This is a genomic window from Pseudomonas sp. Root562 (genome assembly GCF_001427125.1).
Classification (GTDB): Bacteria; Pseudomonadota; Gammaproteobacteria; order Pseudomonadales; family Pseudomonadaceae; genus Aquipseudomonas.
In genome coordinates, this window is sequence record NZ_LMGK01000004.1 from 120,029 (window position 1) to 141,433 (window position 21,405).

Here is a 21,405-nt window from a genome sequence, read left to right on the forward strand (position 1 = left end):
AGGCGGAGAGAGGCTCAGTCGCCCCGCTCCACCAGAATCAAATACGCCGTGCGGCGTAACGCTTGAGCATGCTCGGGACATCGAGGATCAGCGCAATGCGACCGTCACCGGTGATGGTGGCGCCCGACATGCCCGGAGTTCCCTGGAGCATTTTGCCCAATGGCTTGATGACCACTTCTTCCTGGCCCACCAGTTGATCGACGACGAAGCCGATCCGCTGGGTGCCCACCGAAAGGATCACCACATGGCCTTCGCGCTGCTCTTCGTGAGCGGCGGAGCTGACCAGCCAGCGCTTGAGGTAGAACAACGGCAGCGCCTTGTCCCGCACGATCACCACTTCCTGGCCGTCCACCACGTTGGTGGTCGACAGGTCGAGGTGGAAGATCTCGTTGACGTTCACCAGCGGAAAGGCGAACGCCTGGTTGCCGAGCATGACCATCAGCGTCGGCATGATCGCCAGGGTCAACGGCACCTTGATGACGATCTTCGAACCCTGGCCCTTGGCCGAGAAAATATTGATCGAACCGTTGAGCTGGGAAATCTTGGTTTTCACCACGTCCATGCCCACGCCACGACCCGACACGTCGGAGATCTCGGTCTTGGTCGAGAAACCCGGGGCGAAAATCAGGTTGTAGCACTCGGTATCGCTCAGTCGATCGGCCGCGTCCTTGTCCATCACACCGCGTTTTACCGCGATCGAACGCAACACGTTCGGGTCCATGCCCTTGCCGTCATCGGAGATCGACAACAGGATGTGATCGCCTTCCTGTTCCGCGGCGAGAATGACCTTGCCGCCACGGGCCTTGCCCGAGGCTTCGCGTTCTTCCGGCGACTCGATGCCGTGGTCGACCGCGTTGCGCACCAAGTGGACCAACGGATCGGCCAAGGCCTCGACGAGGTTCTTGTCGAGGTCGGTCTCTTCGCCGACCAGCTCCAGGTTGATCTCTTTCTTGAGCTGGCGCGCCAGGTCGCGAACCAGGCGCGGGAAGCGCCCGAAGACTTTCTTGATCGGTTGCATCCGGGTCTTCATGACCGCGGTTTGCAGATCGGCCGTGACCACGTCGAGGTTGGACACGGCTTTGGACATGGCTTCGTCGGCGCTGTTGGCACCCAGGCGGACCAGGCGGTTACGCACCAGCACCAGCTCGCCAACCATGTTCATGATTTCGTCGAGACGCGCGGTGTCGACCCGCACGGTGGTCTCGGCTTCGCTGGCAGGCTTTTCCGCGGGCGGCGCGGCCGCGGCACGGGCCGGAGCCGGTGCAGCGGCGGCAGGTGCCGGCTTCGCGGCTTCGGCCTTCGGTTCAGGAGCCTTGGCCACCGGCTTCGGTGCCGCAGCCTTGGCGACAGGCGCCGCAACCGAGGCGCTCGCGTCGGTTGCCGTGCCAGCCGTGGCGCCCACTTCAGTGAACTTGCCCTTGCCGTGCAATTCGTCGAGCAGCGATTCGAATTCGTGATCGGTAATCAAGTCACTGCCGGCCGCCGCAGCGGTTGGCGCAGCAGGCGTCGGCACCGAAGCGATGGCCGATTCCAGCGCATCCACGGCAAAGTTGCCCTTGCCGTGCAGTTGGTCGAGCAGTGCTTCGAATTCGTCGTCGGTGATGTCAGAACTGTCGCCCGCGGCTTTCGGAGCCTGCGGCGCGGCAGGGGCCGCCGGTGCCACCGCATCAACGGCAAACTGGCCTTTACCGTGCAACTGGTCGAGCAACGACTCGAACTCGGCGTCGGTGATTTCGTCGCTGGCCGCGGTATCGGCGGCGGGCGCTGGAGCAGCCGCCGGCGCCTCGGCCTGGGCCTTGACGGCGTTCAGCGAGTCCAGCAGTTGTTCGAATTCATTGTCGGTGATGTCGCCTGACTCGCTTTGAGCGGCAGGTTCTTCAACCACTTCGGCGACGGGTGCTGGCGCTGCCTCGTCAGCCGATTGCGGCTCGGCCAGACGGGCCAGTGCCGCGAGTAATTCTGGCGTGGCAGCCGTGATCGGGCCACGCTCGCGGACTTCGCTGAACATGCTGTTCACCGCGTCCAGTGCTTCGAGAACCACGTCCATCAATTCCGAGTCAACGCGACGTTCGCCCTTGCGCAGGATGTCGAACACGTTCTCGGCGATGTGGCAGCACTCCACCAGCTCGTTGAGCTGGAGGAAGCCGGCGCCCCCTTTTACAGTGTGAAAACCGCGAAAAATTGCATTGAGCAGATCCGCATCATCCGGTCGGCTTTCCAGCTCGACCAGCTGTTCGGACAGTTGCTCTAGAATCTCGCCGGCCTCAACCAGGAAATCCTGAAGGATCTCTTCATCGGCGCCGAAGCTCATTAATGGTGTGCTCCTACAGGTCTAAAAACCCAAAAAACCTGAAATTCCTGAAACTCTAGAATCCAAGGCTGGATAACAAATCGTCCACATCGTCCTGACCGGACACAACGTCTTCTCTTTTATCGGCATGAATCTGCGGACCTTCACCCTGAGAGAGATGTTTTTGTGGATCTTTTTCTGCAAGCATTGCTTCACGGTCATGCTCGATGCCCGCAAAACGGTCAACCTGACTGGCCATGAGCACGAGCTTGAGCAGGTTGCTCTCGACTTCGGTGACCAGTTGGGTCACACGCTTGATGACTTGACCTGTGAGGTCCTGATAATCCTGGGCCAGCAGAATATCGTTGAGGTTGCCCGACACGGCACGATTGTCTGTGCTGCTGCGCGTCAGGAACCCGTCGACTCGCCGGGCCAGTTCGCGGAACTCTTCAGCCCCGACTTCGCGACGCATGAACCGCCCCCAATCCGTGCTCAAGGCCTGGGCTTCGTCAGCCAGGCTGTTGACCAGCGGCGTGGCGTTTTCCACCAGGTCCATGGTGCGGTTGGCTGCGGCCTCGGTCAGCTTGACCACATAACCCAGACGCTCGGTGGCGTCGGTGATCTGTGACACCTCTTCGGCTTGCGGCATGTGCGGGTCAATCTGAAAATTGACGATCGCGCTATGCAGCTCCCGCGTGAGCTTGCCCACTTCCTGATACAGGCCGCGGTCACGGGTCTGGTTGAGCTCATGGATCAATTGCACAGCATCGCCAAACCTGCCCTTTTCAAGGCTCGCGACCAGTTCGACGGCGTGTTTTTTCAGGGTCGATTCAAAATCGCCCAGCGAAGATTCGTTATGCCCCATAGCTCCCCCGTGGCGCAGTTCAACCGATGCGTTCGAAAATCTTCTCGATTTTTTCTTTCAACGCCTGGGCCGTGAAGGGTTTGACCACATAGCCGTTTACACCGGCCTGGGCCGCTTCGATGATCTGCTCGCGCTTGGCTTCAGCGGTCACCATCAACACCGGCAGGTGCTTGAGCTTTTCATCGGCACGCACGTGGCGCAGCAGATCGATACCGGTCATGCCAGGCATGTTCCAGTCGGTCACCAGAAAGTCGATGCTCCCGCTGTTGAGGACCGGAATGGCGGTAGTGCCATCGTCGGCCTCGACCGTGTTGGTGAACCCAAGGTCACGCAACAGGTTTTTTATGATCCGCCGCATCGTTGAGAAGTCATCAACGATGAGGATTTTCATGTTCTTGTCCAATTCGACCTCCAAGCAGACTAAAACGCGCCCAGCACCTGGACGCGCCATTTCAATCAATCTGGCAAAGCACTCGATGACTGTCTGGAGTACAACGAAGCGAGACCGGCGCGGTTCATCACCCCACCAGCCACGTCGCAGTGCCCCCACACTGCCTTCAGCGCGCTCGCCACTCTCCCAAACGCCCCCTTAAACGGGCCGCGCACTGGCTATGTAACTGGCTGACCCGAGATTCGCTGACCCCCAGGACCTCACCGATTTCCTTGAGATTCAACTCTTCGTCGTAGTACAGCGCCAACACCAGTCGCTCGCGCTCCGGCAAATTGGCAATCGCGTCCGCCAGCGCTGCCTGGAAGCGTTCATCCTCCAGATCGCGTGACGGCTCGAGATGAGCACTCGCGCCATCCTCGTGCAGCCCTTCGTGTTCGCCGTCCTGCAACAGATCGTCGAAACTGAATAACCGGCTGCCCAAGGTGTCGTTCAAAATCCCGTAATAATCGTCGAGACTCAATTGGAGTTCGGCCGCAACTTCGTGATCTTTAGCGTCACGGCCGGTTTTCGCTTCAATCGAGCGGATGGCGTCGCTGACCATGCGGGTATTGCGGTGGACCGAGCGTGGCGCCCAGTCACCCTTGCGCACTTCATCGAGCATGGCGCCGCGGATGCGGATGCCCGCGTACGTCTCGAAACTCGCGCCTTTGCTGGCGTCGTATTTGGTCGAGACTTCCAGCAGGCCGATCATCCCGGCCTGAATCAAGTCTTCGACCTGGACACTGGCCGGCAGACGCGCCAGCAAGTGATAGGCAATGCGTTTGACCAGCGGCGCGTAACGCTCGATCAGCTCGTACTGCGCATCGCGTGCCGATTTCTTGTAGAGGTTGTAGCCGCTGGCTGTCATAGCACGGGTCCTGCCGTTTGTTGCACGAGGCGTTCGACGAAGAACTCCAGATGCCCACGCGGGTTGGCGGGCAACGGCCAGGTGTCGACCTTCTGCGCGATTGCCTTGAACGCCAGCGAGCACTTGGAGCGCGGGAATGCTTCGTAGACGGCACGCTGTTTTTGCACGGCCTTGCGCACGCTTTCGTCATAAGGCACGGCGCCGACGTATTGCAGGGCGACGTCGAGGAAACGATCCGTGACCTTGGTCAACTTGGCGAACAGATTGCGCCCTTCCTGCGGGCTCTGGGCCATGTTGGCCAGCACGCGGAAACGGTTCATGCCGTAGTCACGGTTGAGCAGTTTGATCAGGGCGTAGGCGTCGGTAATGGAGGTCGGCTCGTCGCAGACCACCAGCAACACTTCCTGGGCGGCACGGACAAAACTGACTACCGAGTCACCAATCCCCGCAGCGGTGTCGATCACCAGTACGTCGAGGTTGTCGCCGATATCGCTGAAGGCCTGGATCAGGCCGGCGTGCTGTGCCGGGCTCAAGTGAACCATGCTCTGGGTGCCGGACGCGGCGGGAACGATGCGGATGCCGCCAGGGCCCTGCAACAGGACATCGCGCAGCTCGCAGCGACCTTCGATCACGTCGGCCAGGGTCCGTTTGGGTGTCAGCCCCAGCAGAACGTCGACGTTCGCCAGCCCCAGGTCGGCGTCCAGCAACATGACGCGCCGGCCAAGTTCAGCCAAAGCCAGGGACAAGTTCACTGACACGTTAGTTTTCCCGACGCCACCTTTGCCGCCGGTCACCGCGATCACCTGTACGGGATGCATGCTGCCCATGTTATTTCTTTACCTTGTCTTGCATAGACGGAGGCCACATTACTGGCTGCGCGTTCACAATCGGAACAATGCATGGCAGACCATCGATGTAGGTACAAAAACTATTCATTGTTACCTCAGCCTACCTGCTTGGTGGGGCTGTGGTAGATATCAGCGAACATGTCAGCCATGGCTTCTTCGCTGGGTTCTTCCTGCATTTGCACGCTCACGGCACGGCTGACCAGTTGATGACGGCGCGGCAGATGCAAATCATCCGGAATCCGCGGGCCATCAGTCAGGTAGGCTACCGGCAACTCATGGCTGATGGCCAGGCTCAACACCTCGCCCAGACTGGCCGTTTCATCCAGTTTAGTCAGGATGCAGCCAGCGAGCCCGCAACGCTTGTAACTGTGATAAGCGGCGGTTAGAACCTGTTTCTGGCTGGTGGTTGCCAGAACCAGATAATTTTTCGATTTGATGCCACGACCGGCCAGGCTTTCGAGCTGCATGCGCAATGCAGGATCGCTGGCTTGAAGGCCGGCGGTATCGATCAGCACCACACGCTTGCGCAGCAAAGGTTCCAGCGCCTGCACCAGCGATTGCCCCGGATCGACGTGGGTCACCGACACATTGAGAATCCGGCCGAGGGTCTTGAGCTGTTCCTGGGCACCGATACGGTAGCTGTCCATGCTCACCAGCGCGATGTTCTGCGCGCCGTACTTGAGCACATAACGGGCAGCCAGCTTGGCCAGGGTGGTGGTCTTGCCCATGCCGGCAGGGCCGACCATGGCAATCACACCGCCCTCTTCCAGCGGCTCGATTTCCGGCGTGGCAATCATCCGCGCCAGATGCGCCAGCAACATGCGCCAGGCTTGGCGGGGTTCTTGAATATCGGTGATCAGTGCCAGCAAGTCGCGGGACAACGGCCCGGACAAACCGATACGTTGCAGACGGCGCCAGAGGTTGGCCTGGCCCGGGCTGCTGCCTTGCAGCTGATTCCATGCCAGGGAGCCCAGCTGCACTTCCATCAGTTCGCGCAGGCTGTTGAGCTCAAAACGCATCGAGTCAAATACCCGGGAGTCCACCGCGGGCGCCGCAGCAGGCGCTGGCGCAGGACGCCGAGGCTCGGAGTAAGTCGGCTCGATCAGCGGCTCGGCAGCGGTGAGCGGCAACCCGGCGAACAGCTGGCGATTGGTGGCATTGTCGCTTTCGCCGTCGCTGCGCAGGCTCAGCTCGGCCTGGGCGGTGACGATGCGCGACTGTGTCTTGCGCAGCTCGTCTTCGAGTTCCATGTTCGGCACGCGTGGCGCCAGTGCCGACAGTTTGTAATCCAGGGCAGCCGTGAGCTCGACACCACCGGCGATGCGGCGGTTGCCAATGATGGCCGCTTCAGCGCCCAGCTCATCACGAACCAGTTTCATGGCCTGACGCATATCGGCGGCGAAAAAACGCTTAACTTGCATAAACCACTACCTCAGCCGTTGGGCCCTACTGTCGCAACGATGGTCACTTGCTTGTTGTCAGGGATTTCCTGATAAGCCAACACGTGCAAACCCGGGACTGCCAGCCGGCCAAATCGCGAGAGCATCGCGCGAACCGGACCGGCCACCAGCAGAATCACCGGTTGACCTTGCATCTCCTGGCGCTGCGCCGCATCGATCAGCGAGCGTTGCAGCTTTTCAGCCATGCTTGGCTCCAGCAGAACGCCCTCTTCCGAGCCTTGTCCTGCCTTCTGCAGACTATTGAGCAATATTTGTTCCAACCTTGGCTCCAGCGTGATCACTGGCAGCTCGGAGTCAGTGCCTACAATGCTTTGCACGATTGCGCGGCTAACGCCGACACGCACCGCAGCCACCAGGGCGGCGGTATCTTGACTCTTGGAAGCATTGTTGGCGATGGCTTCGGCAATGCTTCGAATGTCACGCACCGGCACCTGCTCTGCCAGCAGCGCTTGCAGAACCTTGAGCAGTTGCGACAGCGACAACACACCCGGCACCAATTCTTCGGCCAGTTTCGGCGAGTTTTTCGCCAGCAACTGCATCAGTTGCTGCACTTCCTCGTGCCCGATCAGCTCACTGGAATGCTTGTACAGAATCTGGTTCAAGTGAGTGGCCACTACTGTACTGGCATCGACCACTGTATAGCCAAGGGATTGTGCCTGGGCACGCTGACTGATTTCGATCCAGACCGCTTCCAGACCGAAAGCCGGATCTTTGGCGGTAATGCCGTTGAGCGTGCCGTATACCTGCCCCGGGTTGATCGCCAGTTCGCGATCCGGGTAAATCTCGGCCTCGGCCAGGATCACCCCCATCAAGGTCAGGCGGTAGGCACTTGGTGCCAGGTCGAGGTTGTCGCGGATGTGCACGGTCGGCATCAGGAAGCCCAGGTCCTGGGACAGCTTCTTGCGCACGCCCTTGATCCGCGCCAGCAATTGACCACCCTGATTGCGGTCCACCAATGGAATCAGGCGGTAGCCGACTTCCAGGCCGATCATGTCGATCGGCGTCACGTCATCCCAGCCAAGCTCCTTGGTCTCTTGGGCGCGGGCCGGCGATGGCAGCAATTCCTGCTGTCGCTTGACCTCCTGCAACGCCTGGACCTTGACCTGGTTCTGCTTGCGCCAGAACAGGTAGGCACCACCCGCCGCCAGGGCAGCCATGGTCAGGAAGGAAAAGTGCGGCATGCCGGGCACCAGCCCCATCACCGCCATCAAGCCTGCCGATACGGCCAGCGCCTTGGGCGATGCGAACATCTGACGATTGATCTGTTTACCCATGTCTTCCGAACCGGAAGCACGGGTCACCATGATCGCGGCAGCGGTGGACAACAACAGTGATGGCAATTGCGCCACCAAACCGTCACCGATGGTCAGCAGTGCGTAAACCTTGCCGGCATCGGCGAAGGTCATGTTGTGCTGGAAGATACCGACCGCCATGCCACCGATCAGGTTGATGAACAGAATCAGCAAACCGGCAATGGCGTCACCGCGCACGAATTTGCTGGCACCGTCCATGGAGCCATAGAACTCGGCTTCCTGTGCCACTTCCGAACGGCGGGCCTTGGCCTGGTTCTGATCGATCAGGCCGGCGTTGAGGTCGGCGTCGATGGCCATCTGTTTACCGGGCATGGCATCGAGGGTGAATCGCGCACTCACCTCGGAAATCCGCCCGGCACCCTTGGTTACCACGACGAAGTTGATGATCATCAAGATCGCGAAAACCACGATACCGACCACGTAGTTACCGCCGATCACCACCTCACCGAAGGCCTGGATCACCTTACCGGCGGCAGCGTGGCCGTCCTGACCGTGGAGCATCACCACCCGCGTCGACGCCACGTTCAACGCCAGCCGCAACAGCGTCGCCACCAGCAGAATGGTCGGGAACACGGCAAAATCCAACGGCCGCAGGGCGTAGACGCAAACCAGCAGCACGACGATGGACAAGGCAATGTTGAAGGTGAAGAACACGTCCAGCAGAAACGGCGGAATCGGCAACATCATCATTGCCAACATGACCAGCAGCAACAGCGGCACGCCCAGATTGCCTCGACTGAGGTCTGCCATGTTCGTGCGGGCACTGTTGATTAACTGAGAGCGATCCACCGGTATTCCCCGTTCCTTTGAAGCAAACTTTTGACGCCTGAAGCAGGCTCGGGGCGGCTATTGCAAGAAGCCTTCCAACTTTAGCGGGGGGTTGAAATACAGGGTTTTACCGGGGGGGATTTGTATCGCATGAACGGGCGCTTTCGCGGGCAAGCCTCGCTCCTACGGGTGGATCGATATTTTGTAGGAGCGAGGCTTGCCCGCGAAGAGGCCGGAACTGCCGGCACACATCAGGAATCGCGGCGCAAATCCGGTGGAATCGGCAAATCATCCTTGAGCGGATCCGGGCGCTTGCCCTTGCCTGCGCGGTACTGGCGGATCTGATAGACGTAGGCCAGAACCTGGGCGACGGCGAGGTAGAGGCCGCCAGGAATTTCCTGCTCCAGTTCGGTGGAGTAATAAATCGATCGCGCCAGCGCCGGCGATTCCAGCAACAGAATCTCGTTGGCCGCCGCGATCTCTCTAATTTTCAGGGCCAGGAAGTCGCTGCCCTTGGCGATCAGCATCGGCGCGCCGCTCTTGTCCGGGTCGTACTTGAGGGCGACGGCGTAGTGGGTCGGGTTGGTGATGACCACATCGGCGTCAGGGATCGCCGCCATCATTCGCCGCTGAGACATTTCGCGCTGGAGCTGGCGAATGCGCTGTTTCACCTCGGGCCGACCTTCCTGGTCCTTGTGCTCGTCGCGCACTTCCTGCTTGGTCATTTTCAGCTTCTTGATGCTTTCCCAGAGCTGGATCGGCACGTCCACGGCGGCGATGATGATCAAGCCGCACGCCATCCACAACGTACTCCAGCCGACCACTTGCAAGCTGTGGATGATCGCCCGGTCCAACGGTTCATGAGCGATGCGCAACAAGTCGTCGATGTCCGCCGACAACACCACCAGCGCCACGAACAGCACGATGAAAAACTTCGCCAGGGCTTTGAGCAATTCGGCAATGGCCTTGGCCGAGAACATGCGCTTGAGGCCCGCGCCAGGGTTCATGCGGCTGAACTTGGGCGCCATGGTGCCCGCGGAAAACAGCCAGCCGCCCAGGGAAATCGGGCCGATCAAAGCAGCCAGCAGCAAAGTGATCATCACTGGCTGAATCGCCAGCAAGGCGATCTGCCCCGAGTGCAGCAGGTAGGTGCCCATCGAGCGCTGATCCAGCACCACCTCCCGCGACAGGGAAAAGTTCAGGCGCATCAGATCCATCATTTCCTCGGCCAACGCACCACCGAATATCAGCAATGCGCCCGCACCGGCAAGCATGATCGCCAGGGTGTTAAGTTCCTTGGAACGGGCAATCTCGCCCTTCTCCCGGGCGTCCTTTTTCTTTTTCTCCGTGGGGTCTTCTGTTTTGTCCTGACCGCTTTCGCTCTCAGCCATGACTCAGCGCGCCTGTGCCAGTTCGCGTAAAAACTGCAGGGCCTCGGTGGCCAGCGGTTGATACTGATTGATGATGTCCGCCAACCCGACCCAGACGATAAACAGCCCGAGCACCAGGGTCAGCGGGAAGCCGATGGAGAAAATGTTCAGTTGCGGTGCCGCTCGGGTCATCACGCCGAAGGCAATGTTGACCACCAGCAGCGCAGTGATCGCCGGCAGCACCAGCAACAGCGCCGCACCCAGCACCCAGCCGAGCTTGCCAGCCAGCTCCCAGTAATGATTGACCGTCAGGCCACTGCCCACCGGCAACGTGGTGAAGCTCTCGGTGAGGACTTCGAACACCACCAGATGGCCATTCATCGACAGGAAAATAAGGGTCACCAGCATGGTGAAGAACTGCCCGATGACGGCGACTGAGACACCGTTGGTGGGGTCGACCATCGAAGCGAAACCCATGCCCATTTGAATGGAGACGATTTGCCCGGCAATCACAAACGCCTGGAAAAACAACTGCAGCGAAAATCCCAGTACCGCGCCTATGAGGATCTGTTCGGCAATCAGCAGCAACCCGCTCAAGTCCAGCGCATTGACCGGTGGCATCGGCGGCAGGTTGGGGGCAATGACCACGGTGATGGCGAGGGCGAAATACAGGCGGATGCGTTTGGGAACCAGAGACGTACCGAATACCGGCATGACCATCAGCAAGGCGCCGACACGAAACAACGGCAACATGAACGTCGCCACCCAGGTGCTGATCTGGGTGTCCGTCAGTTGCAGTAGCGACGACATGGCTTAGCCAATGACCTGCGGAATGCTGCCGTACAACTGCAGGATGTACTCCATGAACGTCTGCACCAGCCATGGGCCGGCGACGATCAGCGTCACCAGCATCACCAGCAGGCGCGGCAGGAAGCTCAAGGTTTGTTCGTTGATCTGGGTAGCCGCCTGGAACATTGCCACGACAAGGCCCACCAGCAGACTCGGGATCACCAGCACCGCGACCATCAACGTGGTCAGCCACAACGCCTCACGGAAGATGTCGACCGCAACTTCGGGCGTCATGGCGAAACACCGCCGAAGCTGCTGGCCAAGGTGCCGATGATCAGCGCCCAGCCATCGACCAGAACGAACAGCATGATCTTGAACGGCAAGGAAATGATCAGCGGCGACAGCATCATCATACCCATGGCCATCAACACACTGGCCACGACGAGGTCGATGATCAGGAACGGGATGAAAATCATGAAGCCGATCTGGAACGCGGTTTTAAGCTCCGACGTCACGAAGGCCGGTACCAGAATGGTCAGCGGCGCCTGATCCGGCGAGGCTATGTCCGTGCGCTTGGACAAACGCATGAACAGCTCCAGGTCACTGGTTCGGGTCTGGGCCAACATGAAGTCCTTGATCGGCACCTGGGCCTTGGCCACCGCATCCTGAGCGCTCATCTTTTCCGCGAGATACGGCTGCAAGGCGTCCTGGTTCACCCGGTCGAACACCGGTGCCATGATGAACAGCGTCAGGAACAGCGCCATGCCAGTGAGAATCTGGTTCGACGGTGTCTGCTGCAAGCCAAGGGCCTGGCGCAGGATCGAGAAGACGATGATGATCCGGGTGAAACTGGTCATCAGCATGACGAACGCCGGGATGAAACTCAGCGCAGTCATGATCAGCAGGATCTGCAGGCTGACCGAGTACTCCTGAGCGCCTTCGGCGTTGGTGCCCAAGGTGATCGCCGGGATCGACAGCGGATCGGCGGCGAACGCCAAAGGTGCGGCCAGCATCAGGGCCAGCGTCAAGACGATGCGCAGCGCACCCATTACTTCTTATCCTTCTGATCTTTGCCCAGGATATCCAGCAGGCGCTGGGCAAATTCCGGCGTCGTTTTCTCAGTCGTGCTCGGCACCTGCACCGGTTCCTTGAGCACGTGCAATGCGGTAATGCTGCCGGGGCTCAGGCCGAGCAGAATCTGCTCGTTGCCGACCTGCACCAGCATCAGCCGGTCACGTGGGCCAAGGGCGCGGGAACCGATCAGCTCGATCACCTGGCCCTTGCCGGCAGGCCCCGCTTGCTGAACCCGACGCAACAGCCAGGCGAGGAAGAAGATCAACCCCAGCACCAGCAGCAGGCCGAACACCAGTTGCGTCAATTGCCCGGCCACACCGCTGCTCGCTACAGGCGCCGCTGCAGCGGTGGCGGTCGCAACAGGCTCTGCCGCCAGCACGCTCAACGGCAACGCCAGAAGAACCCCGAGAAGCCTTTTCACTCAGCGCAGCTTCTTGATGCGTTCGCTTGGGCTGATCACGTCGGTCAGGCGGATGCCGAACTTCTCGTTGACCACGACCACTTCGCCATGAGCGATCAGCGTGCCGTTGACCAGTACGTCAAGCGGCTCACCGGCCAGGCGATCGAGCTCGATCACCGAACCCTGGTTAAGTTGCAGCAGGTTGCGAATGTTGATGTCGGTGCTGCCCACTTCCATGGAAATCGACACCGGGATATCAAGGATCACGTCCAGGTTCGGCCCTTCCAGGCTCACCGGATCGTTGTTTCTCGGCACACTGCCGAACTCTTCCATGGGCAGGCGATTGTTGGAGGATCCGGATGCATCGGCCGCCAGCAGCGCGTCGATATCCGCCTGCCCGGCATCACCGGTTTCTTCCAGGGCCGCAGCCCATTCATCAGCCAGTGCCTGGTCGTCCTGAGTATTCATATCATCAGCCATCATTTGTCCTCGGCGGGCCACCTTTGAGGGGAGGCCGTCAGTTAAAAGCGAATGTGTCAGGCGTCGATCAACGACGCTCGATCGGCTCGATCACTTGCAACGCAAGGTTGCCTTTGTGCGAGCCCATCTTGACCTTGAAGGCCGGCACGCCGTTGGCGCGCATGATCATGTCTTCCGGCATCTCCACCGGAATGATGTCCCCCGGCTGCATGTGCAGGATGTCGCGCAGCTTCAACTGGCGGCGAGCAACCGTGGCGCCGATCGGTACGTCGACATCCAGCACGTCCTGACGCAGGGCATTGACCCAGCGTTCGTCCTGATCGTCGAGATCCGACTGGAAGCCGGCGTCGAGCATTTCGCGCACCGGCTCGATCATCGAATACGGCATGGTCACGTGCAGGTCGCCGCCACCGCCATCGAGTTCGATGTGGAAGGTCGACACGACAATCGCTTCGCTCGGGCCGACGATGTTGGCCATGGCCGGGTTCACTTCCGAGTTGATGTACTCGAAGTTGACTTCCATGATCGCCTGCCAGGCTTCCTTCAAATCGATGAAGGCCTGCTCCAGCACCATGCGCACCACGCGCAGTTCGGTCGGGGTGAATTCACGCCCTTCGATCTTGGCGTGACGACCGTCGCCGCCAAAGAAGTTGTCCACCAGCTTGAACACCAGTTTGGCGTCGAGGATGAACAGCGCGGTGCCGCGCAACGGCTTGATCTTGACCAGGTTGAGACTGGTCGGCACGTACAGCGAGTGCACGTATTCGCCGAACTTCATCACCTGCACGCCACCGACCGCCACGTCTGCCGAACGGCGCAGCATGTTGAACATGCTGATGCGCGTGTAGCGGGCGAATCGTTCGTTGATCATTTCCAGGGTCGGCATGCGTCCACGGACGATGCGATCCTGGCTGGTCAGGTCGTAGCTTTTGACGGTGCCGGGTTCGGCGGCGTTATCGGTCTGTACCAGACCATCGTCCACGCCATGCAACAGCGCGTCGATCTCATCCTGGGACAGCAGGTCCTGCACGGCCATGTCGTGTTCCTACTGCAGTACGAAATTAGTGAAAAGCAACTGTTCGACAACCACTTTGCCGAGCTCTTTCTGCGCCACTTCCTGGACGCTGGCCGTGGCTTTCTGGCGCAGCATTTCCTGACCGACCGGCGACGCGAGCGTGGCGAAATCCTGCCCGGAAAACAGCATGACCAGGTTGTTGCGGATCACCGGCATGTGCACTTTGAGCGCTTCCAGATCGGCCTGGTTGCGGCCAAGCATGGTGATGCTCACCTGCATGTAGCGCTGACGGCCGTTCTGGTTGTAATTGGCCACAAACGCTGGCGCCATCGGCTCGAATATCGCCGGCTGCTTGCCCAGCGGCGCGGTTTCGACCACGGCGGCAGGCTTGCTCTGGGCGCTGTGCATGAAGTACCAGGTCGCCCCCACGGACAAACCGACCGCCAGCAGCAGGGCCAGCACGATCACAATAATCAGCTTGAGTTTGCCTTTGGTTGCGGGGTCTTTTACTGCTGCGTCGCTCTTCGCCATGCCAATAATCCGTCACTATTCGGGTTTTCACAGTCGCACGGCAAGGCAAGAGCAAGTGTTATGCCAGAAGTGTCGGGAGAGGGATGGGTGGGGATGTGCGCGTTTTGAAGAACACTGCGCCCCCTGTGGGAGCGGGCTTGCCCGCGAAGAGGCCGGAACATTCAACATTGATGCTGACGGTGCCGACGCCTTCGCGGGCAAGCCCGCTCCCACAGGGTCATAGGTCTGCCGGGATCAGGCGTAATAGTCGACTGCGCTGGAGCCGATAACACTGGTCACCGGAGCAGCGACTTCAGCAACGGCTGGCGCCACGTCGTCATCCATCGAATCAAGACGACCACCAGTGGTATTGGTCCTGCCACTCTGCGCCTGCTGATTCTGCCCCTGATCCTGGGAGCCTCGGTTCTGGTCGGAGACGTTGACGTCAACCTGGCCCATGCCCTGCTGGGCAAACATGTCACGCAGGCGATGCATCTGCCCGTCGAGCGCTTCGCGAACACTCGGGTGCGCGCTCAAGAAGGTAACCTGGGTCTGCTGATCCGGAACCATGTTGACCCGAATGTCGAGACGCCCCAATTCTGCCGGTTGCAACTGAATGTCCGCTGCCTTGAGATTGGCGCTGGACAGGTACATGACCCGGTTCACCACCTCTTCGGTCCAGCCGTTCTGATGCATGGCAATCGGTTGATTGACCGGCAAGGCGTTGGCGGTTTTCGGCGTGGCAGCCTGGGTCAACGCCGCCAGACGGTTGGCGAAATCGTCGACTCGGGTATCGCTGCTGGCCGATTTCAAGTCCTTGAGACCGTCATCGATCAAGCCACTGAAGGCCTTATCGCCACCTTGGCTGGTGCTGTCCTTGTCGGCCTGCACCTCGAGCATACCGGCCATCCCGGCAGCAAAATTTTGCGCAGCGGTCTGTTCGCCATCGGCCTGGGCCTGGGCGGTAGTCGAAGCCGCTTTCGGCTGCGCCTGACTCGACGCGGAAACGTGGCCGCTTTGCTCCATCGCCATGCGCAAGGCCGGCAATGCATCGAGAGGATCAGCCTCGGGATCGAATTCGGCATCCGTGACAACAGCCGCCGACGCGGCTGTCACAGGAGCAGCAACTGGCGCGCCAAGCGCAGCCTCAACCGGCAATTGAGCGGTATCCACGACCGGCGTCGTCACCGGTGCAGGCGCGACCACGGCGGGTTGAACCACCAGCAGCAAGGCAGGATCAAGCGTCGGATCAACAGGTGCGGTTTCGGCGACCGGCGTTTGCGCGGTATCGGTAGCATCGTCGCTGGCAGCCTGGCCTTCGGTCTGCGCCGGATTATCGGCGGGCAAGGTTTTGCCGCTATCGGCAACCTCCGGTTGCGCGGCGGCAGGTTTGTCGTCAACGACGTCTTTCTTGCCAGCGCTGTCCACAGCCTTTTCACGCACCGGTTTGACCGGGCTATCAGCTGTTGCGGCAGGTTTGTTCTGGGCTTGCTTGGCATACACCTGAGCGAAGCTTGCAGCCTTGTCCCCGGGCTCAGCGGTCAATGCCGTGGAATTGGCGGACGCCGCTTGAGCCTTGGCCGGCGCGACGGCCTGAAGAAGATTATTGGGTGTAACGGGCATTTAACGGTCTCCGCTGCACTGGGATCGTAGGTACAGTTGGAAGAGTTAACTGCAAGGGTCGCGCCAGTTTCGCCAGCAGACGACGAAAGGCGCCAAACGACTCAGCTCGCCGCCGGGGAACGCTGTCGTTCAAATTCATAGAGAGGACGAACGATGGCGAACTCGCCATCGATGTCGGTGATCAATTGGCCAATTTCGGCAGTCGGGAACGCACTGGCCATCCGCTCAAGCTGACCACACAACTCGGCGAGCCGCACCGCGCCCATGTTGCTGCTGCTGCCTTTGAAGCTGTGGGCAGCCTCGATCACTTGCGTGGCCGTATCTGCCTGTCGCAACAATTGCAGGCGTACTTCGCAGTCAGCGAGGAAGGTATCGACCAACGTCGAAAACCCATCCTCCATGACTTCCCGCAACGCGCTCAGCGCGTCCGGGTCAAGATGTGTGTCAGCCACTTGCTCACTCCTTGATCAAGAATGCGTGGATTATGCCAGAGCCTCCCAGAAAAACTCCACGCGGGCACTTCGACCATCGTCGGACCAACTGGCGTTACGCCCCAACTGACGGATCAGACTCACACCACGTCCCGACAGACGGACAGGATCAACCGGGCGATCCAGCACCCGCGCGACGTCAAACCCTTTGCCGCTGTCCTCGACGCGGATCACCAGACAACCACCTTCACCCTGCGGCGTGACCTGCAGATGCACCCGTACGTAGCCGTCCTGCAGCTCGTCCAGGCGTGTGTTGCGCTGTTGATAATAACGGGTGAACCCCGAAACATCGCGCTTGAGGCTTGAGTCCAGACCCAGGACACCATGCTCGAGCGCATTGGAATACAACTCGGCCAACACACTGTAGAGCGCCCCGCTCTGCGTCCGTAGACCATGGACCTCAAGCAGTAATTGCAGGAGGAACGGCAGTGGATTGAAGCGCTTGAGGGTTGCGGCGCGAAATTCGAAACTCACTGACCAGTCCAGCGGGCACGACTGACCGCTGTCGGAATACACCGGGGTCGGCGCAATCAGCGGCGAAGTCTCAAGCAAGCTGATTTCAACCATACTGACATCGTCGCGGGTCTCACCGCCAAAGTCGCGCAGCGCCTGGCCGATTTCCTCGAACAGCGCATCCGGTTCACGATTGTCCGAAAAAACCCGTTGCAGGCGCTCCACCCCGAACAACTGATCGTTGGCATCGCAGGTATCGATCACCCCGTCGGACAAGAGGAAAACCCGGTCACCCTCCGCCATCGGAAACACTTGCGTGCTGTCATCGAATGTCTGCGCGCTCAGCACGCCCAACGGCAAGTGCCGAGCCGACAACGGCGTGCGTTCACCCGTGGCGATGCTGTGCAGATAACCGTCGGGCATGCCGCCGTTCCATACTTCCACCGAACGGCTCTGAAAACTCAGACACAGCATCGTTGCGCAACAGAACATGTCCACCGGCAAGATGCGTTTGAGCTTGGCGTTCATCTCGCGCAGGGTTTCCGACAAGCCGTAACCCTTGGCCGTCATCCCGTAGAAAACTTCCGCCAGCGGCATGGCCCCTACCGCGGCGGGCAAACCATGGCCGGTGAAGTCACCGAGCAGCACATGCATGTCGCCCGCCGGTGTGTACGCAGCCAACAACAAGTCACCATTGAACAGTGCGTAAGGCGATTGCAGGTAGCGGATATTGGCAGCGTTCAAGCAACCGGAATGGGCCACCTTGTCGAACACGGCCTTGGCCACCCGCTGCTCGTTGAGCAGATAATCGTGGTGCCGGGCAATCTGGTCACGCTGTTGCAACACGGTCGCTTGCAGCCGCCGCAAGCGATCCATCGCCTTGATTTTGGCGGCGAGGATCACCTGGTTGTAGGGTTTTGCCAAAAAATCGTCGCCCCCGGCCTCCAGGCAGCGGGCGAGCGCTTCACTTTCGGAAAGCGAGGTCAGGAAGATGATCGGCACCAGAGTTTCCCCGGCCAGTGCCTTGATCTGCTGTGCTGCCTCGAAGCCGTCCATCACCGGCATCATTGCGTCCATCAACACCAGTTGCGGACGATTCTGGCGAAACGCCTCGACCGCTTCGGCACCGTTGGCTGCCGTCAGTACTTCGTGGCCCTGACGGCGGACAATACTCGATAGCAGCATGCGATCGGCCGCGCTGTCTTCGGCGATGAGGATCGTCAATGACTCGAGTGCAGCGTGCACGGCCGTCAACTGATGTCGAACAGTTTGTCGAAGTTGGAGATGGCGAGGATTTTCCTCACATCCGAACTGCTGTTGACCACGCGGATATCGGAGTTTTCACCGCCAGCGTGATCACGCAACAGCAGCAACATGCCCAGCGCAGAGCTGTCGAGATAGGTCGCTTCTTTCAGGTCGACTACAACCGCTCCAAGATCTTTGTGTTCGTAGGACTCACGAAACTCTTGATGCTTGGCGAAATCGAACCGTCCCTTGACCGATATCGTCAGCTTCTGGCCGTCGGGGGATACTTCTGTAACAACTGACATGTCATGGCTTCCTTGTCATTGGTGAACCTGCTTGTACAAGGTTTAGCATTTGGTAGAGGTTGGGGCAAGGCAAGGCGTTGTGACGGCCGTCGGATCGCTATCGCGGGCAAGCCATGCTCCTACAGGTTTCATGAAGCTCACAAGATCGCAACAATCCCGTAGGAGCATGGCTTGCCCGCGATGAACGATAACGCGGTCAGCCTGATTCAATACTGATCCTGCCGTGGCAAGCGCTGCGATAATTCATCCAGCAGTTTCTGTTCGCGCTTGTCCTCAATGGCCCGCGCTTCATCGGCATACCGCTGCACCAGTTTGCGCAAACCTTCGACACGGGCAAACGCCTGTTGCCAGGTGTCCCGTGCCTTGTTCAGGTTGTTCTGGTGCCAGGCCAGGCTTTGCCGCTGCTGATCGATGGCCGTGCCCAATTGCGCCAGAAACCCCTGATACCCGAGCAGCCATTGACCCGATACGCCACTGCTGCCGCGCACGATCCACTGTTCCTGATAGTCGAGACGAAAGGCTTCAAGGTCGGCGAGTTTACTTTCGGCCAGCCGCACTTGCCCTTGAAAGTGCCCCAAGCGCTGGACCGCGGTTTTTTCGGCCTTCTCGGCCATTTCCACCACGGGGGCCAGGCGCCCTGCCCGAGTCTGGGCCATGGCCGGTTAGCCGCCCGCCGCGGGCGCGAAGATCGAGGCGAGATACGCTTCGCTTTCGCCCAGGCTGATGCTGTCGTTGAGACCCTGGCGCAAGTACTTGACCAGTTGCGGTTGCAGGGAGATCGCCAGGTCGGTCTCGCGGTCACCACCGGCGACGTATGCGCCGACGCTGATCAAGTCGCGACTTTGCTGATAACGCGACCACAATTGCTTGAAATACTGCGCACGGGTCATGTGTTCCGGTGACACCACCGCTGGCATCACCCGGCTGATGGACGCCTCGATATCGATAGCCGGGTAATGCCCCTCCTCGGCCAAGCGCCGGGACAGCACGATGTGCCCGTCGAGCACGCCCCTCGCCGAGTCGGCAATCGGGTCCTGCTGGTCATCGCCTTCGGACAGCACGGTGTAGAACGCTGTGATCGAACCGCCGCCCTTCTCGGCATTACCCGCTCGTTCCACCAGTTTCGGCAACTTGGCGAACACTGAAGGCGGATAACCCTTGGTCGCAGGTGGCTCGCCGATGGCCAGGGCGATTTCCCGCTGGGCCTGGGCGAAACGGGTCAGCGAATCCATCAGCAACAGGACGTTCTTGCCCTTGTCACGAAAATATTCGGCGATTCGTGTGCAGTACATGGCGGCGCGCAGACGCATCAGCGGTGCATCGTCCGCCGGGGACGCCACCACCACCGAACGCTTGAGCCCTTCTTCACCGAGGATGTGCTCGATGAACTCTTTAACTTCACGACCCCGCTCGCCGATCAGCCCGACGACGATGATGTCGGCCTCGGTGAAGCGGGTCATCATGCCCAACAGCACGGATTTACCGACGCCGGTACCGGCGAACAGACCGAGGCGCTGGCCGCGACCGACCGTCAGCATGCCGTTGATGCAACGAATGCCTACATCCAGCGGCTCGCTGATCGGTTCGCGTTTGAGCGGGTTGATAGTCGGGCCGTCCATCGGCACCCAGTCTTCGGCCTTCATCCCGCCCTTGCCATCCAGTGCACGACCGGCGCCATCGAGTACACGGCCAAGCATGCTCATGCCCATCGGCAAGCGACCCGTGTCGGACAAAGGAACGACGCGGGCACCGGGTGCAATACCGGCGACGCTGCCGACCGGCATCAGGAAGACCTTGCTGCCGGAAAAGCCCATGACTTCGGCTTCGACCTGCACCGGATGGTAGCTGTCGTCATTGATGACCATGCAACGACTGCCCATCGCCGCGCGCAAGCCTTCGGCCTCAAGGGTGAGGCCGACCATACGCAGCAAGCGGCCTTCAAGAATCGGTGCGCCAGCCAGTTCCGTGGCCTCTGCATAGCTGCTCAGGCGCTTGGCGAAACTGGTCCGTTCAAGGCGCATCGGGGAGATCCGCATCGGCTGCGACTGCGGGTTTGCTTTCGACCGGCAATTCCAGACTCACGTCCGGCGCAGCTGGGTGCAGTGCCTGCTCGTGGAGCTGATCGAACAATTTGTCCATGACCTGTTTGACGCGGGTTTCCACCGTGGCGTCAATACGACTGTGCTCGGTCTCGACCCGACAGCCGCCCGGCAACAGCGACTCGTCTTCGACAATGCGCCAGGTTTCTTCATGGCGTTCGCGCAGGGCTTTGACCTGTTCGAAATCCTGCGGATTGATGTACAGCCGCACGTTGCCCACGCCCAGCGGCAACAACTTGAGCGCCTCGCGCATGACGTGTTCGATCTGCGTCGAGTCAATGGCCAGTTCGCGCTGAATCACTTGTTTGGTGATGTGCTGCACGAGATCGACCAAGGACTTTTCAATCTGGGTGTCCTGTTCGGCGATCGGCTCGAACAGATGCGCCATCAGTTGCTCCAGCCCGGCGATCTTTGGCGCCAATGCCTGTTCGGCTTCCTGGCGGACCTTGAGGGTGGTGCTATGGAAACCTTCTTTTTCACCCACCGCGAAGCCTTCGTTATAGGCTTCCTGGCGAATGCTTTCGAGCTCTTCGAGGGTCAGTGGCTGGACTTCCTCCAGTGGCACTTCTTCCATTTCCGGCGGCTCGGGTTCCGGCTCCGGTTCAGGCTCGGGGGCTGGCGGGTCGAAGCTGGGCAGCGCCCAGGTATCGAAACCACTGACATCCCCGGCCCGGATCAGGTCAGTGGGCAAATCATCATGCTTGGCCAT

At 60.2% G+C, this 21,405-nt stretch carries 22 protein-coding genes; all 22 read right to left on the minus strand.

Going from position 1 to position 21,405, the window contains the following annotated elements; all coding sequences use genetic code 11:
* Positions 1 to 37 precede the first annotated feature (37 nt).
* Positions 38 to 2,311 carry a chemotaxis protein CheA gene (locus tag ASD60_RS05430; protein ID WP_056853006.1) on the minus strand — a complete coding sequence of 758 codons (2,274 nt, stop codon included), beginning with the start codon at positions 2,309 to 2,311 and terminating at the stop codon, positions 38 to 40.
* A 55-nt stretch (positions 2,312 to 2,366) separates the two neighbouring features.
* On the minus strand, positions 2,367 to 3,155 hold the full coding sequence (locus ASD60_RS05435; RefSeq protein ID WP_056853007.1) for a protein phosphatase CheZ: 789 nt from the start codon (positions 3,153 to 3,155) through the stop codon (positions 2,367 to 2,369).
* Between the two features lie 19 nt (positions 3,156 to 3,174).
* Positions 3,175 to 3,546: a chemotaxis response regulator CheY gene (locus tag ASD60_RS05440; RefSeq protein WP_003183998.1), complete on the minus strand. Its 372-nt coding sequence runs from the start codon at positions 3,544 to 3,546 to the stop codon at positions 3,175 to 3,177.
* Between the two features lie 166 nt (positions 3,547 to 3,712).
* Positions 3,713 to 4,453: an RNA polymerase sigma factor FliA gene (gene fliA / locus ASD60_RS05445; protein ID WP_007894214.1), complete on the minus strand. Its 741-nt coding sequence runs from the start codon at positions 4,451 to 4,453 to the stop codon at positions 3,713 to 3,715.
* Positions 4,450 to 5,280, minus strand: coding sequence for a flagellar synthesis regulator FleN (gene fleN, locus ASD60_RS05450; RefSeq protein ID WP_008001746.1), 831 nt, complete (start codon positions 5,278 to 5,280; stop codon positions 4,450 to 4,452). Before fleN ends, fliA begins: the two co-directional genes overlap by 4 nt.
* 116 nt (positions 5,281 to 5,396) lie before the next feature.
* Complete coding sequence (flhF, locus tag ASD60_RS05455) at positions 5,397 to 6,722, minus strand: flagellar biosynthesis protein FlhF (protein ID WP_056853008.1); 1,326 nt, start codon at positions 6,720 to 6,722, stop codon at positions 5,397 to 5,399.
* A gap of 11 nt (positions 6,723 to 6,733) precedes the next feature.
* Positions 6,734 to 8,863, minus strand: a complete 2,130-nt coding sequence (gene flhA / locus ASD60_RS05460; protein ID WP_056853009.1) for a flagellar biosynthesis protein FlhA — start codon at positions 8,861 to 8,863, stop codon at positions 6,734 to 6,736.
* 230 nt (positions 8,864 to 9,093) lie between these two features.
* Positions 9,094 to 10,233, minus strand: a complete 1,140-nt coding sequence (flhB, locus tag ASD60_RS05465) for a flagellar biosynthesis protein FlhB (protein ID WP_056853010.1) — start codon at positions 10,231 to 10,233, stop codon at positions 9,094 to 9,096.
* A gap of 3 nt (positions 10,234 to 10,236) precedes the next feature.
* A complete protein-coding gene (gene fliR, locus ASD60_RS05470) occupies positions 10,237 to 11,022 on the minus strand; it encodes a flagellar biosynthetic protein FliR (RefSeq protein ID WP_056853011.1) in 786 nt (261 codons plus the stop codon).
* Between the two features lie 3 nt (positions 11,023 to 11,025).
* Positions 11,026 to 11,295, minus strand: a complete 270-nt coding sequence (gene fliQ, locus ASD60_RS05475; RefSeq protein WP_020796969.1) for a flagellar biosynthesis protein FliQ — start codon at positions 11,293 to 11,295, stop codon at positions 11,026 to 11,028.
* Positions 11,292 to 12,050 carry a flagellar type III secretion system pore protein FliP gene (fliP, locus tag ASD60_RS05480; protein WP_056853012.1) on the minus strand — a complete coding sequence of 253 codons (759 nt, stop codon included), beginning with the start codon at positions 12,048 to 12,050 and terminating at the stop codon, positions 11,292 to 11,294. Before fliP ends, fliQ begins: the two co-directional genes overlap by 4 nt.
* Positions 12,050 to 12,496: a flagellar biosynthetic protein FliO gene (fliO, locus tag ASD60_RS05485; protein ID WP_056853013.1), complete on the minus strand. Its 447-nt coding sequence runs from the start codon at positions 12,494 to 12,496 to the stop codon at positions 12,050 to 12,052. Before fliO ends, fliP begins: the two co-directional genes overlap by 1 nt.
* The gene (gene fliN / locus ASD60_RS05490; protein ID WP_056853168.1) at positions 12,497 to 12,955 is read right to left on the minus strand and encodes a flagellar motor switch protein FliN; all 459 of its coding nucleotides are present in this window, start codon (positions 12,953 to 12,955) and stop codon (positions 12,497 to 12,499) included.
* Between the two features lie 67 nt (positions 12,956 to 13,022).
* On the minus strand, positions 13,023 to 13,991 hold the full coding sequence (fliM, locus tag ASD60_RS05495; protein ID WP_056853014.1) for a flagellar motor switch protein FliM: 969 nt from the start codon (positions 13,989 to 13,991) through the stop codon (positions 13,023 to 13,025).
* 9 nt (positions 13,992 to 14,000) lie between these two features.
* Positions 14,001 to 14,501, minus strand: a complete 501-nt coding sequence (gene fliL, locus ASD60_RS05500) for a flagellar basal body-associated protein FliL (protein WP_056853015.1) — start codon at positions 14,499 to 14,501, stop codon at positions 14,001 to 14,003.
* 234 nt (positions 14,502 to 14,735) lie between these two features.
* A complete protein-coding gene (locus ASD60_RS05505; RefSeq protein WP_056853016.1) occupies positions 14,736 to 16,103 on the minus strand; it encodes a flagellar hook-length control protein FliK in 1,368 nt (455 codons plus the stop codon).
* A gap of 101 nt (positions 16,104 to 16,204) precedes the next feature.
* The gene (locus ASD60_RS05510; RefSeq protein WP_056853017.1) at positions 16,205 to 16,555 is read right to left on the minus strand and encodes an Hpt domain-containing protein; all 351 of its coding nucleotides are present in this window, start codon (positions 16,553 to 16,555) and stop codon (positions 16,205 to 16,207) included.
* A 30-nt stretch (positions 16,556 to 16,585) separates the two neighbouring features.
* Positions 16,586 to 18,292 (minus strand): ATP-binding SpoIIE family protein phosphatase, encoded by a 1,707-nt coding sequence (locus ASD60_RS05515; protein WP_130908479.1) that lies wholly within the window; start codon positions 18,290 to 18,292, stop codon positions 16,586 to 16,588.
* Between the two features lie 5 nt (positions 18,293 to 18,297).
* Positions 18,298 to 18,597, minus strand: a complete 300-nt coding sequence (locus ASD60_RS05520; protein WP_056853018.1) for an STAS domain-containing protein — start codon at positions 18,595 to 18,597, stop codon at positions 18,298 to 18,300.
* A gap of 206 nt (positions 18,598 to 18,803) precedes the next feature.
* Positions 18,804 to 19,253: a flagellar export protein FliJ gene (gene fliJ, locus ASD60_RS05525; RefSeq protein WP_056853019.1), complete on the minus strand. Its 450-nt coding sequence runs from the start codon at positions 19,251 to 19,253 to the stop codon at positions 18,804 to 18,806.
* 6 nt (positions 19,254 to 19,259) lie between these two features.
* Entirely contained in the window at positions 19,260 to 20,618 is a 1,359-nt protein-coding gene (gene fliI / locus ASD60_RS05530; RefSeq protein ID WP_056853020.1) for a flagellar protein export ATPase FliI, read from the minus strand.
* Positions 20,608 to 21,405, minus strand: coding sequence for a flagellar assembly protein FliH (fliH, locus tag ASD60_RS05535; RefSeq protein WP_056853021.1), 798 nt, complete (start codon positions 21,403 to 21,405; stop codon positions 20,608 to 20,610). The genes fliI and fliH overlap by 11 nt, the downstream gene beginning before the upstream one ends.

Coding starts and splice junctions, on each gene's coding strand:
- fliQ (WP_020796969.1), bottom strand. CDS start 11,295: ATGACGCCCGAAGTTGCGGTCGACATCTTCCGTGAGGCGTTGTGGCTG.
- ASD60_RS05505 (WP_056853016.1), bottom strand. CDS start 16,103: ATGCCCGTTACACCCAATAATCTTCTTCAGGCCGTCGCGCCGGCCAAG.
- flhB (WP_056853010.1), bottom strand. CDS start 10,233: ATGGCTGAGAGCGAAAGCGGTCAGGACAAAACAGAAGACCCCACGGAG.
- fliA (WP_007894214.1), bottom strand. CDS start 4,453: ATGACAGCCAGCGGCTACAACCTCTACAAGAAATCGGCACGCGATGCG.
- fliM (WP_056853014.1), bottom strand. CDS start 13,991: ATGGCCGTGCAGGACCTGCTGTCCCAGGATGAGATCGACGCGCTGTTG.
- ASD60_RS05430 (WP_056853006.1), bottom strand. CDS start 2,311: ATGAGCTTCGGCGCCGATGAAGAGATCCTTCAGGATTTCCTGGTTGAG.
- flhF (WP_056853008.1), bottom strand. CDS start 6,722: ATGCAAGTTAAGCGTTTTTTCGCCGCCGATATGCGTCAGGCCATGAAA.
- fliL (WP_056853015.1), bottom strand. CDS start 14,501: ATGGCGAAGAGCGACGCAGCAGTAAAAGACCCCGCAACCAAAGGCAAA.
- ASD60_RS05520 (WP_056853018.1), bottom strand. CDS start 18,597: ATGTCAGTTGTTACAGAAGTATCCCCCGACGGCCAGAAGCTGACGATA.
- fliH (WP_056853021.1), bottom strand. CDS start 21,405: ATGGCCAAGCATGATGATTTGCCCACTGACCTGATCCGGGCCGGGGAT.
- ASD60_RS05440 (WP_003183998.1), bottom strand. CDS start 3,546: ATGAAAATCCTCATCGTTGATGACTTCTCAACGATGCGGCGGATCATA.
- ASD60_RS05435 (WP_056853007.1), bottom strand. CDS start 3,155: ATGGGGCATAACGAATCTTCGCTGGGCGATTTTGAATCGACCCTGAAA.
- fliJ (WP_056853019.1), bottom strand. CDS start 19,253: ATGGCCCAGACTCGGGCAGGGCGCCTGGCCCCCGTGGTGGAAATGGCC.
- fliI (WP_056853020.1), bottom strand. CDS start 20,618: ATGCGCCTTGAACGGACCAGTTTCGCCAAGCGCCTGAGCAGCTATGCA.
- fliR (WP_056853011.1), bottom strand. CDS start 11,022: ATGTCGTCGCTACTGCAACTGACGGACACCCAGATCAGCACCTGGGTG.
- fliN (WP_056853168.1), bottom strand. CDS start 12,955: ATGGCTGATGATATGAATACTCAGGACGACCAGGCACTGGCTGATGAA.
- fleN (WP_008001746.1), bottom strand. CDS start 5,280: ATGGGCAGCATGCATCCCGTACAGGTGATCGCGGTGACCGGCGGCAAA.
- fliP (WP_056853012.1), bottom strand. CDS start 12,050: ATGGGTGCGCTGCGCATCGTCTTGACGCTGGCCCTGATGCTGGCCGCA.